The sequence below is a fragment of the Streptomyces sp. NPDC047042 genome (genome assembly GCF_040644035.1).
In the GTDB taxonomy this organism is placed as follows: Bacteria; Actinomycetota; Actinomycetes; order Streptomycetales; family Streptomycetaceae; genus Streptomyces.
In genome coordinates this window covers 51,878-67,302 of sequence record NZ_JBEYVP010000053.1, presented here as the reverse complement: position 1 = coordinate 67,302, position 15,425 = coordinate 51,878, and the positions used below count along the sequence as shown (strand labels likewise).

Annotated in this window: 10 protein-coding genes and 1 pseudogene; 1 reads left to right on the top strand and 10 read right to left on the bottom strand. The window is 68.3% G+C overall.

Annotation, left to right across the window (positions count from 1 at the left end; genetic code table 11):
* Positions 1-106: 106 nt before the first annotated feature.
* On the top strand, positions 107-322 hold the full coding sequence (locus ABZ855_RS42290; protein ID WP_360817263.1) for a hypothetical protein: 216 nt from the start codon (positions 107-109) through the stop codon (positions 320-322).
* A gap of 9 nt (positions 323-331) precedes the next feature.
* Here ABZ855_RS42290 and ABZ855_RS42285 read toward each other — a convergent pair whose 3' ends face one another.
* The 10 genes and pseudogenes from ABZ855_RS42285 to ABZ855_RS42240 all read right to left on the bottom strand — a co-directional run bounded on the left by ABZ855_RS42285 (position 332) and on the right by ABZ855_RS42240 (position 14,944).
* Positions 332-793 (bottom strand): hypothetical protein, encoded by a 462-nt coding sequence (locus tag ABZ855_RS42285; protein WP_360817260.1) that lies wholly within the window; start codon positions 791-793, stop codon positions 332-334.
* On the bottom strand, positions 783-2,831 hold the full coding sequence (locus tag ABZ855_RS42280) for a hypothetical protein (RefSeq protein ID WP_360817257.1): 2,049 nt from the start codon (positions 2,829-2,831) through the stop codon (positions 783-785). The genes ABZ855_RS42285 and ABZ855_RS42280 overlap by 11 nt, the downstream gene beginning before the upstream one ends.
* A gap of 128 nt (positions 2,832-2,959) precedes the next feature.
* Positions 2,960-4,909, bottom strand: a complete 1,950-nt coding sequence (locus ABZ855_RS42275) for a hypothetical protein (protein ID WP_360817254.1) — start codon at positions 4,907-4,909, stop codon at positions 2,960-2,962.
* Positions 4,906-6,525: an integrase gene (locus ABZ855_RS42270; protein ID WP_360817281.1), complete on the bottom strand. Its 1,620-nt coding sequence runs from the start codon at positions 6,523-6,525 to the stop codon at positions 4,906-4,908. The genes ABZ855_RS42275 and ABZ855_RS42270 overlap by 4 nt, the downstream gene beginning before the upstream one ends.
* 35 nt (positions 6,526-6,560) lie before the next feature.
* Positions 6,561-8,494 (bottom strand): annotated as a pseudogene (locus ABZ855_RS42265) (PHP domain-containing protein); the annotation flags it as partial.
* Positions 8,495-8,847: 353 nt separating this feature from the next.
* Positions 8,848-9,681 carry a slipin family protein gene (locus ABZ855_RS42260; RefSeq protein ID WP_360817251.1) on the bottom strand — a complete coding sequence of 278 codons (834 nt, stop codon included), beginning with the start codon at positions 9,679-9,681 and terminating at the stop codon, positions 8,848-8,850.
* Between the two features lie 171 nt (positions 9,682-9,852).
* On the bottom strand, positions 9,853-10,761 hold the full coding sequence (locus ABZ855_RS42255) for a S1 family peptidase (protein ID WP_360817248.1): 909 nt from the start codon (positions 10,759-10,761) through the stop codon (positions 9,853-9,855).
* A gap of 240 nt (positions 10,762-11,001) precedes the next feature.
* A complete protein-coding gene (locus ABZ855_RS42250; protein WP_360817245.1) occupies positions 11,002-11,787 on the bottom strand; it encodes a DUF1684 domain-containing protein in 786 nt (261 codons plus the stop codon).
* A 210-nt stretch (positions 11,788-11,997) separates the two neighbouring features.
* Positions 11,998-13,041, bottom strand: coding sequence for an LLM class flavin-dependent oxidoreductase (locus ABZ855_RS42245; RefSeq protein ID WP_360817242.1), 1,044 nt, complete (start codon positions 13,039-13,041; stop codon positions 11,998-12,000).
* Positions 13,042-13,093: 52 nt separating this feature from the next.
* Entirely contained in the window at positions 13,094-14,944 is a 1,851-nt protein-coding gene (locus ABZ855_RS42240) for an FAD/NAD(P)-binding protein (protein ID WP_360817239.1), read from the bottom strand.
* Between the last annotated feature and the right edge of the window lie 481 nt (positions 14,945-15,425).

The following is a 15,425-nucleotide window of genomic DNA, read 5'->3' as shown; positions in this document are numbered from 1 at the left end:
ATCACGAGCGCACTACCGGGAACCGACGAGCGGCCCGCGGGAACATTCCGTGAGCGGATCACACCCCGACGGGAACATTCCGTGAGCGCTGACAGCGTTCTGCACTTTGTACTTCGGCGTCCAAACGCTCGAAGAGAACGCCTTCGTGTTTCACATGTTCGTGGAAACCCCTGGCAACCTGGACGCGGTCCGCGAGCTTACCGGCCAGCTGGCCGAGGAGACGGGCATCGCGGCCTTCGCGACGGTAACCAGCCAACCGGCAGCCCTGCCCTCCTGCGCTGGTGGCGAACCGCTGCCGCTGGAACGCCATGACCGCCGTTAGCGGCATCGCTCAGCTCCCTGGGTCCGTCGGCGAGAACCTGCGGCGTGGGCCGCGCGGCCGCGGCATGTGCACCACCGTGGCATCGGCGGCGTCCTCCTGCTCACGGCGGAGGTTCTCCACCTCGATGGACAGCTCCACGGTTGTGCGCCGCAGGAATGCGGTCAACTGCTGTTCTTCTGCCAACTGTTGCTTCGCCCGCTTCAGCTCCTCGACCACGGCCGCGTGGCGTTCGGCGAGTTCCTGGGCAGCTGTGGGCACTCTGCCCTGTGCCTTGGCCCTGAGCCGGAACTCGTCGACCAGATCCTGATGTTGTGGATAGACCACGTCACGACGCAGGCCGCATTCGACGATCAGTTCGGTGGCGGTCAGCTTGCCCGAGACCGAGCGCAGCGGCGTGCCGGCAAGCAGCCGCTCAGCCGCCGCCTTGATCGCAGTGGTGTCCTTGTCCCGGTCACGTGGTCTACGCCCCATCTGCTTGCGCCTCCATCGGTTCTTCCCTGCCGCTCGCACGCCGACCCTGCTCATGTTCCACGATCACCGCACGCATAGGAGCCGCCTTCGCTGCCGCACGATCCCTCAGGGGCTTCGGCGACAGTCGATCGGCTGCGGCGGCCTCCCACCGGGCGCATTCCGGTTTCTTGTTCTCGATGTCGCGGTCGGTGTAGGCGAGGTTGATGCATGCGGTGCGGCAGAGCTGTTCGTCCGGCCCGTTCGCCTCCAGCCCGGCTGCTTCTCGCTCCTCGCGGCACGCCGCGGTCTCGTGTCGCCAGACGCACGTCATTCCCAGCCCGTGGTGAATGTCGGGATGCTTGCTGGTCAGCAGGCGTTGGGCGTTGTCTACCTGATTGACGACGCGGCCCGCGAAGACGGCCGCGGCCTTCCGTACTCTGCGCCGGTACTCCTGCGCCGAAGGTCCGCTGACGTGTTCGCCGTCGTCGAGCGCTCGAAGGTCCTCGTCCACCTGCTCGCTGACCATCTCCAGCTCCTCGACAGCGAGGTCCTCCATCCAGCTGGTATCGGCGTCGCCGGCGTAGCCGAGTGTCACCTTCGCTCTCACGTGCCCGTATTGCGCCTGTGCCGCCGCGAGTCCGCCCGGGCGGCGCACCACGAAGTAGGCGAGCGTACGGCGGAAGCGTGCCGCGTGCACGTCCTTGGTCGGGTCCGGCGGGATGGCTGGCCCGTCTGGGCCGGAGAACCGCGCGTTCACCCAGTCCATGAACTCGCGGACGTCGTCGTTCATCGTGCCCGACGGCTTCGACTGTTTCCGGTGCGAGCGGACCGTGGTGCGTTGCCGACTCGGCGGGAACAGCAGCTCGGCGTCGGAGAGCGATTCCAGCATCTGCACGGCCGGAACGACGGCGCGGACCACGGCCCACGGCCGTTCCTGGGTCTCCTCTCTATCGGGGGCAGGATTGTGGTCAGAGCCTTTGCTGCGTCGGCCGACGAGCACAAACCCGCCATACTCGTCCTCGCGCAGGCATCCACGACGGAGTTGCAGGACTTCCCCGCTGCGCATGCCGGAGAGGTAGCAGATCACGGTAAAGCATGCGGCCGTCAGGTACCGCACCAGCTGGTTGACTTCGCGCACGCCAATCGGCCGGTCGCGCCAAGGACCGCCCTGAAACGTTCCGGTGATTGGGCCGAGGAAGTAGGCGTCATTTTCCAGTTCCAGCTCGTACTCCTCGGCCATAGACAGCAACAGGCTGTCGTACCTCTTTACCTTTGGGCCGCTGGAAGCCACCATGCGGGCGACGTGCTCGTGGTCCACTCCGAGTTGACCGCCGTGGCGCTCGCGACGCCGTGTGCCGGGCAGCCCTCTGCCCGTGCGCCGCAGTTCCAACACGTAGGGCGCCAGGCGATGCTTCAATGAGCTGCTGCCGAACGTGGCACGCGCTGTCAGGGTTGCCGGGTGCTGCCCGTCCAAGAGCAGGCGTGCTTCGTGAGCTGCATTGCGGATATCGGGCCCGAAATGCTCGATCATCCGTAGTGCCCATGCCAGCAAGGCCTCCATGGTGGCAGGGGCGATGCGGGGCGTCTTGTTGTACGGGCTCTGATTTCGTTTGACTCCGACCAGGTCATCCGTCGAGGCGGCGCCCCATGGCCTGCGGCGCGGAAGGCGGTGTTCCTCGGGCAGCGAATCCCGGTAACCCCAGACGACCCGGACCGCGTGCAGCAGGCGCTTCTTTTCCTCGGTCGACCTGGTCAGATCCAGTACGTGGCTCTTGTAGAGGCCCAGGTCCCGGCTGGTGACGTCACATAGGCGCGTAACACCGCGGGAGTCCAGCCACGCGGCGAAGACCGACATGGACATAAGCCACTTGTGGACGGTGAGGACCTCGGGCTGTTCGTCGATCAGTCCTGGCTGCAACTGAGCCGGCCAGTTGGTGTTCAGGGCGATCCAGGCGCACGTCTTGAAGCCCTCCTGCAAGGCGGCGGGGATCAGCCGTTTCCAGTTCTCGCTGACCGGGCACAGCTGATCATCGAGCAGTCCCGGTCCCAGGTACCACACCGGGTCCCCGAACCGGGACAGCGCAGGGGTGTAGTTTGAGTCGCGGAGCGGCCGATGCGCCAGGACTCGAGTGTCCGGGCCAGGTAGGAGGGCTGCTCCGGCCGCCGGCCCGGACGTCGACACGGTAGTCATCGCAGGTCCAGCCTTCCGTTGATGAGGTCATCGACGAGCCTCCGCTCGGCGAGGGTGACGCGCTCACGGGCGTCGGCGCGCTCGGCAGCGGTGTACTGCCTCAGCAGATTGGACAGACGGTCGAACGACTCGGCATGGCGGTGGGACCACAGACGCGGGTCGAGATCCCGTTGCAAGTGTCTGAGTCGACTGTGGGTCTCGACCTGGACCGCCAATTGGTGGGGCAGAGCACGCGCGTTCTCACACCGCAGGCAATCGTCGAGGAACGACGCACCGCACGGCTTCCCGGGTCCGGTGACCGGGCTGTTCTCCGGATCCGTACAGCCCACCAGCACCGCGTCCTGCTCACCCGAGATGAGTCGGGCGAAAGTCTCTGTGTCGAGTCCAACATCGGCCGCGGCCCTCTCGGGGTCCTGGGCCGCACGAGCAAGGAACTCCTCCGTCAGAACCGGAATCTCCTGAACGATCCGGGCCTTGGCAACTTCCTTCTCCAGCGCCTCACGCATGACCACGCGTCCGCGCTCGGCCGCGGGCCGGCTTGTCCTCAGATAGTTGTGGAACGTCTCCCTGGTGTGCGCCACGGGCTTTCCCCCGCGCTCCAGCACGGTACGCCGGAGCCGGTGCACGTTAACGGACAGCCCCATATCCGTACTCGTTACTGCTTGTTCATTCACGTCACGGGGCACTTCATCCGGCGAATCACTGATCGGAACCTTCCCGTTTCTGTCCTTCTTGGCTGGACGGAACCCATGTCCGAGTGCCCAGGTCACGAGATTATTCCGAGACGTTCCATGCGTCCATGCCAGACCTTCCTGGGCCCGGACATTCGGATAGCAGATGGCGTGGGTGCCACCACTGTGACGTCGGACGAATTCCGTTAGGTCCAGGAGGAGTTGATAGACACGAAAAGGCGAGCGGAACAGGTGCTTGTCGTCATCCTCTGTCTGCAACACGTCGGCAAGCGACGGAGGCAGATCTTCCAATGGCGTCACCATGAATTCCAACGACGGCCCGCGACGCGGCTTGACCCCGTCCACCAGAGCCAGCGCCGACCCACCAAGATCACCGTCAGGCCGGAAGTGTGCCGCCGGCCATTCTCCGATCGTGCCGAAGTTCTCACTGGTCAGGTCGACAAGCATCAAACAGAATGCCGCCGTCTCAGTGCGCGTCAGCGTCAGCGTCAGCCGGGAAACGAGATCGTGAGCGCCACCCAACGCCCCTACCCAGGCAGGGATACCACCTTGTGGCTCCGATGGCGTCACGCGTCGAGGCAAGTCGCCAGTCCGGTCAAGGATGTCCAGTACGCGTCCGGTCTTCTCGATATGGTTTCGGCGCCTGGGCAATCCGAGGTCGCCCCGGCGATACGCAGAGAGAAGTTCTCGCCCTTCATAGATACGGTCGCGTGCCACGCGGATGTCATGGCGGACCGCAGTCATGAGTTTCTGATACTCATCTAGGCTGTACGGCTGTACCTTTGATTCGTATGCGGGCAACCGTCCATGCAGGATCGCGTTCCGAGCCTCGGCCGACAACTCCCGGTCTGCTCGGAAGATCGCACGCATCCGATGGACATGGGTCTTCCTGGAGCCCAGCGGTACGGCGAGCAGACTCTCCTTGATCTGGGCGGCAGTTACGTGCGCCGGCTGTAGCAACGGCGGGTCCACTTTTGTGAGATACGCAGCGAAGATCTGCACGGCAACCCAGAGACCTTCTGCAGCACTGACCCGCTTGACCCCGGAAGTCGGCCCCGTGGCCCGCGCAAAGGAGCGGGCAAGCCACTGCTGCATGCCCACCCTGATCTGCAATTTCGTGAAATCGTAAATTTTACTGCGCCGCCCCTTCTCCTCAACGAAGAAGACACTGCACTCGCTCTCCGTGATGACAAGCCGCTCCGGTGGCTGCCAGTCGCCAGGAGGAATACTCGCCTTACGGCCTCCTCGACTCACTCGCCATCCTCCTGATCGTCGAGGAGCTCCAGCTCAGCTGGAATGGGGGAAAGGACCAACTCACTGTCCGCTGCAATCCTCCCCAAGAGGATGTCGACGGCTTCCCGTTGATCACCGTCGATCAACGCCATCAAGTAGTCGACCTCCAGAGCCGTGAAAGGCGCGAGGTACCAGTCCCGGGTGGTCTGCGGATTGCGATGCCCAAGCAGCGTCGCCAGCTGGTACCAGATGTCGCCGAACTGCTCCCGGAACGCATGCTTCTCGGCCTCGGTGAATCCTCGAAGGCGCTGCTCCCACACGGCGCTCAGGATCGAGTACCAAACCAGCGCGTAGGAGTGCCGCAGCATGTGCGGCCGCACCCACAGAGGGCACTGGGCTGCACGCCTCTTGCGATCTTCCTCGTCAAGGTTGTCGAACCCCGGCCACCGCGACCGCGCCCACGCCTCAGCCACCCGGGAGTTGGCGGTGGCGAACGTGTTCTCCCAACTGTGGGCCCGATGCGGCATGCCGTCGTTGCTCAGCCAGACCGCCAGCGGCTCCAGCCCGTCTCGCGTCTCCCGGAACAGGCGAAGCCTCTCCACAGGTTCGAGCACATCGAGGGAGATCGTCGCGGAGCCCCCACGTGGGGTACGCACTCGCAGTGTCCGCGTACGCGGATTGTGCCCCGTCACGATCACAAGGCCCGGCACACGCTCGTACCGCCCAGCCCGCTGTGCCCGCCTGATCGCTTCCGCGCGCGAGCCCTCCAGGGGGTCCATGTAGCCTGTCACGGCCTTCAAAACTGTCCGGGGAATCCGGTAGTACCGCCCATAGCGGCGACCTTTGGCACAGGACTCTGCCAACCACGCCTTCGGATACCGGCTCGTCACGGGTGTCACCGGCAACTCGACGTCCAGAATGGTCGCCCATTCCTCCAACCGCAGCCCTGTTCCCCATAGCCCCTCGACGAACGCGGTGTTGCGGTCTTCGTTGAAGCCGTGCCAGCTAGCCGGGCGGAGGCCGTCGAACCCGTAGCCCCTCAGCCCTACATCCCGCCACTGCTCGATAGCCTTCCGCAGCAGCCACTTCACCTGACGTCGAGGAGTGCCACCAGGACGGCTAGGATCCCGGCGCCCCGTTCCAGGCTCGGTACCACCGGATTGGACGGACTGCGACGGGATCGGGTTAAAGACCTCGTACTCACCTGAGGCCCACACGTAGAACCTCTTCAGTCCCGCCCGATCGGTGTCGAACGACGTCCCCTCCACCCGCCAATAGTTGCGGGAATCCGTCATCCGCCAGTGCTTAAAGTCCGTGTAGTCACGCGTGCTCGCCTCGTGCCAGAGCCGTCCCCGCTGCTCCAGGAAGTTCAGCCAGACGACGAGGGCGTAGGCGTACCGGCGCCACGTGGTCCGTTGCTTGGATACGATCTCGTCAGCTCGGAAGAACAGGTTGATCCACGGATCCGTTCCGTGGCGCGTCGACCACACGATCGGCGTGCCGTCCCGCGCACCATTCTCACGTGCTCTCTCGTGTACGTCGCCCAGCTGCCCCAGATCCACGTCGCCTGCGGGAACAGGGAAGTCCCCGCTGAGATCGTAGAACTCGACAGCCCATGAGCCTGCGGGCTCCTCCATGCAGCTTCCTCCGAGCCAAAAACCGACAGTGGCTCAGACAGTAGAGAAGGCCGGGCGACTCGAGCTGGAACAGGCCCAGGGTCTGGCTCTCCTGGATGAGCTTGAAGGCGAAGACGTCGTCGAGCGGCACCTGCTTCGGGTCGTCGAGGTCGATGTGGTCACCGGTGGTGCGTTCGATCTCGGCGACGGCGTGGGCCATCGCCGACTGCATCCGCACGCCCAGGACGTCGAGTTTGATGTTGCCGAGCGCCTCGATCTCCTCCTTCGCCGCCATGGCCATGGGGTAGTCGCCCTGCGGGGTGGGCTGCACCGGCAGCCGGTCCAGAAGGGTCGCGTCGCTGATGACCACACCGCAGGGGTGCATGGCCATGCCGTGGACCAGCGAGTCGAGCCCTTCGGCCAGCTCCCACAGCGGTCCGTACCGGTCCATCTCGCCCGCCAGTTTCCGCAGTTCGGGCAGTTCGGCGAGGGCGCCGGTGATGTCGGAGGCCCGCAGGTGCGGGAAGCTCTTGGCGATCCGGTCGACCTCGGCCGGGGCGATCCCCAGCGCGAGACCGGTGTCCCGCAGCGCCCTGCGCGCCCGGTAGGTCTCGGGCATCGCGGTGACCGCGACCCGTTCCTTGCCGAACCGGTCGAAGATCGTGTCGTAGCACTCCAGACGGCGGGCGGACTCCACGTCGATGTCGATGTCGGGCAGGCTCCGGCGCCGCTCGCTGAGGAAGCGTTCGAACAGCAGCCGGTGTTCGAGCGGGTTGGCCGTGGCGATGCCCAGCACATGGCAGACCAGCGAGCCGGCGCCCGAACCCCGGGCCGCGACCCGGATGCCCTTGGCCCGGATGTCGGCCACGACCTGGCCGACGGCGAGGAAGTACGAGGCGTAGTCCAGCGTGGAGATCACCTCGAGCTCCGCCTCCAGCCGGTCGAGCGCCGCCCGGTCGCGGTCGAGGCCACGCCGGACCAGGCCCTCCTCGCACTGCCGGCGCAACAACTGCGCGGCTCCGCCCGCTCGGGGCTCGGCGCCGAAGAGCGACGGTTCCGGGAAGTGCCGGGCACCGAGCCCGAGGTCCGCCACCGGGTCGACGAGACACGCGGCCGCCGTGTCGACGGTGTCCGCCACCAGACGACGGGCCCTTGCCACGTCCGCTCCGGCGCATTCGGCGACCATCCGCGCGACGGTCTCCATCCCCCTCCCGTCCTTCAGCCACCGCTGTCCGCCGTCCAGCCGGCGCCGGTCGATGGGCCGCAGCAGACGTGCGGCGTCCAGGACGTCGGCGAGCCGGTGCTGTTCGGGGTCGGCGTAGCGGACCGCGTTGGAGAGGACGGCGGTGGTACGGGTGCGGTCGGCCAGGGCGAGGGTACGGGCGGCCAGGCGCAGGGATCCCGGACCTGTGCCGAAACGTTTCTGCGCAACGACTTCCAACCTGACCCCGTTCCCGAAGATCTCCGTCCAGGGCGCCAACAACCTCACCGCGACGTCCTCCCGGCCCACCGCCAGCGCCCGCACCGGTTCCGAGAGCGGCCCGAGCAGCACGGTCAGACCGGGGCCGCCGTACTCACGCAGCGCCTCCCACGGCACCACCACCGGGGCCGCGCCGGACGCCGTACCTACGTACGCGGCCGAGGTGATCCGGCACAGCCGCGCCCAGCCGGCCCGGTCCCGCGCGAGCAGCGTGAACCGCAGCGGCGGCTCGACCACATGGGCGCCGCCACGCGCCGGGGTACGGCGCCGTCGCCCCGGGGGCTCCGGGGCGAGGGCAGCCACCGCCAGGTCGACGCCGAAAACCGGCCGCACCCCTTCCTTCGCACAGGCGCGGGCGAACCGCACGGCACCGGTGACCGTGTCCCGGTCGGTGAGGGCCAGCGTCCCCACACCGCGCTCGGCGGCCCGCCGGGCCAACTGCTCGGGGTGGGCGGCGCCGTACCGGGCGGAGTAACCGGACGCGACGTGCAGATGGGCGAAGCCCGTCATGCCGCACCTCCATCACTCCACCCCTTTTCGGCCACTCAATCGATCATTAGTTCGATGATCGACCGACAGTTGATTCGTACTTCCGTTCGATTGATTCGTTCACTCTAACCCCATCGGCCCCGGTCAGCGACCTGATCAAGGACGCCCAAAGGCGCCCGAAGACCACGGTCACCGGGCGCAAGGGGGCAAGGGGGCAACCGACTCGTCCCTCTCAGCCCGTCCGGCGTTTGAGGACGAGGCCCCTTCAGGGCCGAAAGCGGGGGTCTGGGGGCGCAGCCCCCAGTGGGGGTCCCACTCTGGGGGAGGGACGGGTAGGGGCGGCGGGGGCGAGAACCAGACGAGCCCGACCCGACTCAGGCAGACGACGCGGGTCGCGCACTCTCCGGCTGCGACGGCGGAGCCGACTGCCCGCCCACCTGCGGAGCAACCTGCTGGGCCCGCTCCAAGAAACGAAGCAGCTCCACCGGGAAAGGCAGAACAAGCGTCGAGTTCTTCTCGGCCGCGACCGCCACCACCGTCTGAAGCAGCCGCAGCTGAAGCGCCGCAGGCTGCTCGGACATCACACCGGCGGCCTCCGCCAGCTTCTTCGAGGCCTGCAGCTCGGCATCCGCGTTGATGACCCGCGCCCGCCGCTCCCGGTCGGCCTCGGCCTGCCGGGCCATCGAACGCTTCATCGTCTCCGGCAGGGACACGTCCTTGATCTCGACCCGGTCGATCTGCACACCCCACCCCATGGCAGGACTGTCGATCATCAACTCGAGGCCCTGGTTGAGCTTTTCGCGATTGGACAGCAGATCGTCCAGATCGCTCTTGCCGATGATCGACCGCAGCGAGGTCTGCGCCATCTGGGAGACGGCGAACCGGTAGTCCTCGACCTGGACGACCGCCTCGGCGGCGTCGACGACCTTGAAGTAGACGACCGCGTCCACGCGCACGGTCACGTTGTCCCGCGTGATGCCCTCCTGCGCGGGCACCGGCATCGTCACGATCTGCATATTGACTTTGCGGATCTTGTCCACGAACGGCACGATCACGGTGAACCCGGGCCCGCGCACACTGGACGTGAGCCGTCCCAGCCGGAACACCACACCCCGCTCGTACTGTTTGACGACCCGCGCCGCAGCAGCGACGTACAGCACTCCGGCGGACGCGACAGCGACAGACGCCGTCACCAGCTCCTCGACCATGCCGGCCCCCAGGGTCCGAAGTGGGCGTACGCAGGGGAGACTTCCCGTACTTCGAAGGTAACTCCGCCAGCCGGACAAGGGCGAGCCCCCGCACACGAGTCGCGTGCGGGGGCTCGCCTGTCGCTCTCCTGAGCCCTAGCCCCAGCCCTAGCCCTAGCCCTAGCCCTAGCCCTAGAAGACGCTGACGCCGTAGGCGCTCAGGGCCTCCGTGACGGGCTGGAAGAAGGTCGTACCACCGGAGGAGCAGTTGCCGCTGCCGCCGGAGGTCAGACCGTAGGCGATGCCGCTGTTGGAGTAGAGCGGACCGCCGGAGTCGCCGGGCTCGGCGCAGACCGTGGTCTGGATCATGCCGTAGACGACATCGCCGCCACCGTAGTTGACGGTCGCGTTCAGCGCGGTGACCCGGCCGCTGTGGATGCCGGTGGTGGAACCGCGACGGTAGACCGTCGTGTTCACGGACGGAGTGGCGGCGCTGGTGATGTCGACGCTGCCGACGGTGCCCGAGATCGAGCTGGTGGGGTAGCTGCTCGCGTACTTGACGATGCCGTAGTCGTTCGTCGGGAAGCTGGAGCCCGAGGTCGCGCCGAGCAGCGTCGTACGAGCGGAGTTGGACCACCAGTTGCCCGCGCCGTCGGTGCAGTGACCGGCGGTCAGGAAGTAGTAGGTGTTCCCGCTGCGGACGTTGAAGCCCAGGGAGCAGCGCCAGCTACTCGCATAGATCGCGTCGCCGCCGGAGATCAGTTTGGTGAACTTGCCCGGCGTCTTCTTGATGGTGATGGCGTCGGCGGTGCTGCCCGCCTGCTGCTTGATCTTCGCGATCTCCGCCTGGGAGACCGTGCTGTCGACGGTCACGACGACGCGGTTCGTCTTCGCGTCGACGGCCCAGGCGGTGCCCGGGATGTCGGCCTTGAGTACCGAGCTGCTCGTTTTGGCGAGCTGGGCGGTACTGAAGGTGGTGACGTCGGCGGCGGTCGCGTTGGGGATCGCGATCGCGGCCGCGGCCACGAGTCCGGTGCTGACGGCGATCAGCCGGGTCCGTCTCGTGATGCCACTGCGGGGGGTAGTGCGCTTGATCCTCACTTGTCGTTCCTCCACATGGGAAGTCGGGGGCCCGCGTGGGGTCGGGGCCCGTGAGGCGCAGTCGGGGACCGTTCCGTCCGGATTCCGGACATGCTGTGACCCTGACAAGCGCTGGGTGGGAGTATTCGGCCGTTCGACCGGTCGACGCAAGGGCGCCTTTCGGCCTCGGACAGCTCAACCCCCGCACGGCCCACAGGGATTGATCAAGGAACTCGGTGGTCCAGGGCCTGGTGTCAGGCCTTAACGGAGATCACGCTCCCCTGCGGCGATCGCGCCGCCCAGCGTATTGCCGGGCGGCGGAAAGGGGCAGACGAAATGGGACGCGAACGCGCATGGCGGAAGCAGGGACCGGTTGAAGTCCACCGTTGTGCGCCCCTCGGCGTCCGGGGCCGCGGGGCGCAGGAACCGGAAACGGTAACTGCCGTCGCCGCTGGTCGAGTCGGCGAAGACGGCCCGCAGGCTGCCGTCCGCCTCGACCGTCGCACGCAGCGTCAGCTCCTGCCCGTCGAGCGGGAACGTCAGTTCACCGTCGAGCCCGAGCCCGCGCTCCCGCCCGTCCGCGTTCGCGACGCGCACGCCGCGCACCCTGTCGTACGGCGTGAACCGGCCGGGTATCGACCAGCGCCCGTCGTACGGGGTGACCTCGATGCCTTGGAACGCCGTGCGCGTCTCGGCGGCGGGGTCGAAGTCGCGCACACCCCAGCTGCCCTCGCGCACCAGTACGACCAGGCGACGCTCACCGAGGCCGACCCGCGCCGCGCCCGCCGGACCGTGGTCGGCGGTCAGCCCGACCTTCCCGGCGAAGGGCTCACCGTCGAGCGTCAGCCCGTCCGTGACCCCGGCGTCCAGGAGGAGTCGGTCGCCGTCGGCCGTCCAGCGGCCGGGGATGGCCGGAAGCCGACCGTCCGGAAAGTCCTCGATCCAGTGCGTACCGACGAGTGAGAGGGGCCCGTAGGGCGCCGAGACCGTCTCGATGCGCCGTTCGTGCCACCGCTGCCACGCCTCGGACATGTCGTCCGCCGTCATGAACCCACTCCAGCTCACTCCCTGGAAACACCGGAAACACCGGAACCAACCGTCGCCGACTCCGACACACACCCGGGCCGCGCGTTCTGCGCGCGGCCCGTTGCACGACCTGCCGTACACAACCTGTATGTCATCAATACGAGGGTGGCGCTCAGTCAGCCCGTCCATACGGGTTCGCCGGAGTTCACCGCTCCCCCGGCGGCCGTACGGTCAGGCCGCTCCCCCGGCGGACCCGACCGACCCCGTGTACTGCCTGGCGGGCCGGGCCAGCCCCAGGTGCTCCCTGAGGGTGCGGCCCGGGTAGAAGGTGCGGAACAGACTCCGGTGCTGGAGCAGCGCCACCGTGCCGTTGACGAGCCGCTCCAGGTCACGGCGCGGCTCGGCGGGGACGAGATGGAAGCCGTCGACCGCCCCCGAGGTGTGCCAGGCGGTGATCAGCTCGGCCAGGTCGACGGGCCCGCCCCGGTACAGCGGGCCGTGCGCGCTCGGCCGGGGACCGCCGCCCCCGTGCCCCGGCTCGGCCGCGTACTCGCCGCCGCCCAGGTCGACGACGAGGCTCGCGAGGACCCGCAGCCCGTCCGGATCACGCCCCAGGTCCTCTGCGGCGACGCGCAGTTCGTCCCGTACGGCACCCGCCTGCGCGACACTCGCCGCCCGGACGAGCGCCACGTCGGCATACCGGGCGGCGGTCTGCCGGGCCTGGACCCCGGTCGCGTCGACGACACGGACAGGGTGGCCGAGGGGCAGGCGCGAGCCGATGTGACGCGGCGCGTCCCGGTCGCCGAAGCCGCCGGGCACCACCTCCCCCGTCTCGTCACCGTCCTCCGGGTCGTCCCACAACCGGGCTGCCGCGTCGGCGACTTCACCGGCCTCACGCCACAACTCGTCGCCGGGTACGGCCCGTCGACGGCCGGAGAGTCCGGCCTCGGCCCCGGTCGCCGACACGTCGAGCTGCCAGCCGGCCCGACCGCCGCTGACCCGGTCGAGGTTCGCCACCGCCGCCCGGACATGCCGGGCCTCGGTGCGGGTGGCGGTCACGGTGGGCACCAGACCGATCCGCGTGGTGGCGGGCGCGACCCGGGCGAGAACGCCGAGCGCGTCCGGTCCGAGCGTCACGAAGTCGAGCCCGCCGCTCTCGGCGAGCCGAGCGGACTCGACACACAAGTCGGCGTCGAACAGCTCCTGTTGATCGGCTGCGGCCTGGTCGACGGCGGCGGCCAGATGCAGCAGCCCCCGACCGTGCGTTGAGGTCATGAGGATGAACCTTTCGTCGGTGCGTCAAAGCACCCGAGGAAGAAGGAAGGCATCATGCGGCGGCCCCACGACCAGAAACCGACCCGCCACCCAACTCGGCACCACGCCCGCCGGCCGGTTCAGCGGTGTGGTCGTCGCCGTGGGCAGCGGTGGCGAGCTCGCGCAGGAACGTCAGCGCCGAGCGTGCCGTCGCGTCGTTCTGGCGGAACGCCGGGCCCCCGGTACGCGGCCTGGTGAACGCCCCGGAGCCACGTGCCTCCGTGTGCGGTCCGAGCGCGAAGCGTCGGGGGTGCGGCCGGCCGTTCCCGTCCAGAAGCCGCCCGTCGACGGGGTCCACGGCGAGGAGCCCCTCGGGGGTGACACCGGTCCCGTCGTCGTACAGCTGACGCAGCAGCGAGTCGCGGGCGCGCTCGAGGGTGGGTTCCGGCAGCCGCGCCTCGACCAGGGCGCGGGCCTCCACCGAGGCACCCGGCACACTGGCCCCCCTCGCCCGGAACACCCCGTCCTCGGCGGTGACCGTGGTGTCGGCGCCGAGGAAGTTGAGGATTCCGGCCCGGGACAGCGCGAGCATCTGCCGCAGCCGGGGTCCCGGCGGCCCGGAGGCGAGGTAACTGAAGAAGCCGTGCCACCAGGACCCGATGTCCCCGAGCCGGACCAGTTGCCCGTAGACGGAGAGCAGCCCGAGGAAAACCGCCAGGTCCGGGCTGTACGAGGGCTGATGGCGCCTCGTCAGATCATCCCGGATGTACGTCCGCAGCCCCTCCTGGAGCGCGTCGTACGACGGATACCGCACCCCCTCCAGCGGACGGTCGAGGCCGGCGAGGTCGAGCCGGTCGGCCGGGTCGGGCACGGTCGAGGCGACCAGCACCTCCCGTTCCGTCACGTCGGCGGCGGCGTACTTCTCCTCGAAGTCCGCCCAGGCGGCGCTGGTGCGTTCCGGGTGGACGGTGAACAGCCGGTGGTAGTGCGCGAAGCCCAGCTCCTTCTCCACCAGCGGCCAGACGTCCCGCCGGAACTCGAAGCCGGCCGGCCTAGCGAGCAGCGCGTCCACCTCAGCGGGCCCGAAGAACCGTGGCAGGGGCGGCCGCTCACCGGTCCAGTCGTAGCCGATCTTCGAGTGGTAGGGCACCCCACGCCGCGAGCCGACGTACAGCACGGGCTCCCGCCCGGACGGCACATAGGTCAGCTCCTCCTCGGCATCACCCTCGTACCGTCCGCCGCGCCCCTCCGTGAGCAGCACCATGAGGTCGACGAAGGCGAGCCCGAAACCGCGCACCAGAACGGGTTCCCCTGCTCGCAGCGCGGACAGGTCGCTGTCGGCGGTGAAGTCGGGCGGCAGATGGACCAGCCCGTTGGCCCGCGCGTACTCGGCCAACTCACTCTGCTCGTCGTCGAGTTCGGCGTCGAGGTGGCCGAGCGTCAGCACGACGAGGTCGGCGAGCAGCGGCCGGGCGCGCCCCTCCAGCCACACCTGCTGGCGCCCCTCGCGCGACCCGTCTACCCGCAGGGCGCGCCCCACGTGGTGCCGGACGCGGATGCCGGGCGGCAGGGCGGCCACCGTGTCCTCGTACACCCAGTTCAGGTACGCGCCGAGGCGCTGCCGGTCCGAGAAGACACGGCCGTCGATGTCCGCCCACTCGTGCAGCGTGGGTCCCGGGCGCACCGGGCCCGCCATGGCCACCGTCTCGTCGGTGAACATGGTGACGTCCTGGGCCTGCGAGTTCATCCACAGCAGCGGGGACTGCTCCTGCCGCCAGATCCGGCCGGCGCCCGGCGGATGCGGGTCGACAAGATGGATGTCGAGCTCCGAATCCCCGTACAGCGCGGGCGCGTTGGCGGCGATCCGCTCGAGGAGACCGGTCCCTCGGGGGCCGGCCCCGACGATGACAAGAGTCGGCCTCACCGGGTCGAGAGGGTCTTCAGGGTCTGTCGGAGGGACCGACCTGGCAAGGGTGTCTGAGGACATGCGAAGGCTCCGTGACGCGATAGGTCGAACACGGTGATGCCTTCACACGGGCGCGCGGGGCGTGCGGCACGGCGTACCTGACAGCGGTACGGCAGCACAGTCGGCGCGCGATACGGCCGAGCCCCTCAGCAGGGCCGTCCGTCGACTGTACGGCCTCGTTTCCCCTCACTGTCAAGGCTGTCCGAACTGTGAGCGGTTCGTCTCATGTCGGTTGACTCGACTCCGAATGCCTGTTCCACTTGCCCCATGCATCCACAGCAGTGGCTGGTCAAACGCTCCCACATCGACCTCGGTCGAGTGTGGTCCTCTTCCTGTTGAGCTGACCCCCTGCGCGCCCGCTCGTACCCGGGCGCCTTTTCGCGTTCCCCCGCGCACTCCACACTTCGCCCGCGCCTTCACACCCGCGCACCCCCTCCCC

Coding starts and splice junctions, on each gene's coding strand:
- ABZ855_RS42285 (WP_360817260.1), bottom strand. CDS start 793: ATGGGGCGTAGACCACGTGACCGGGACAAGGACACCACTGCGATCAAG.
- ABZ855_RS42270 (WP_360817281.1), bottom strand. CDS start 6,525: ATGGAGGAGCCCGCAGGCTCATGGGCTGTCGAGTTCTACGATCTCAGC.
- ABZ855_RS42260 (WP_360817251.1), bottom strand. CDS start 9,681: ATGGTCGAGGAGCTGGTGACGGCGTCTGTCGCTGTCGCGTCCGCCGGA.
- ABZ855_RS42250 (WP_360817245.1), bottom strand. CDS start 11,787: ATGACGGCGGACGACATGTCCGAGGCGTGGCAGCGGTGGCACGAACGG.
- ABZ855_RS42245 (WP_360817242.1), bottom strand. CDS start 13,041: ATGACCTCAACGCACGGTCGGGGGCTGCTGCATCTGGCCGCCGCCGTC.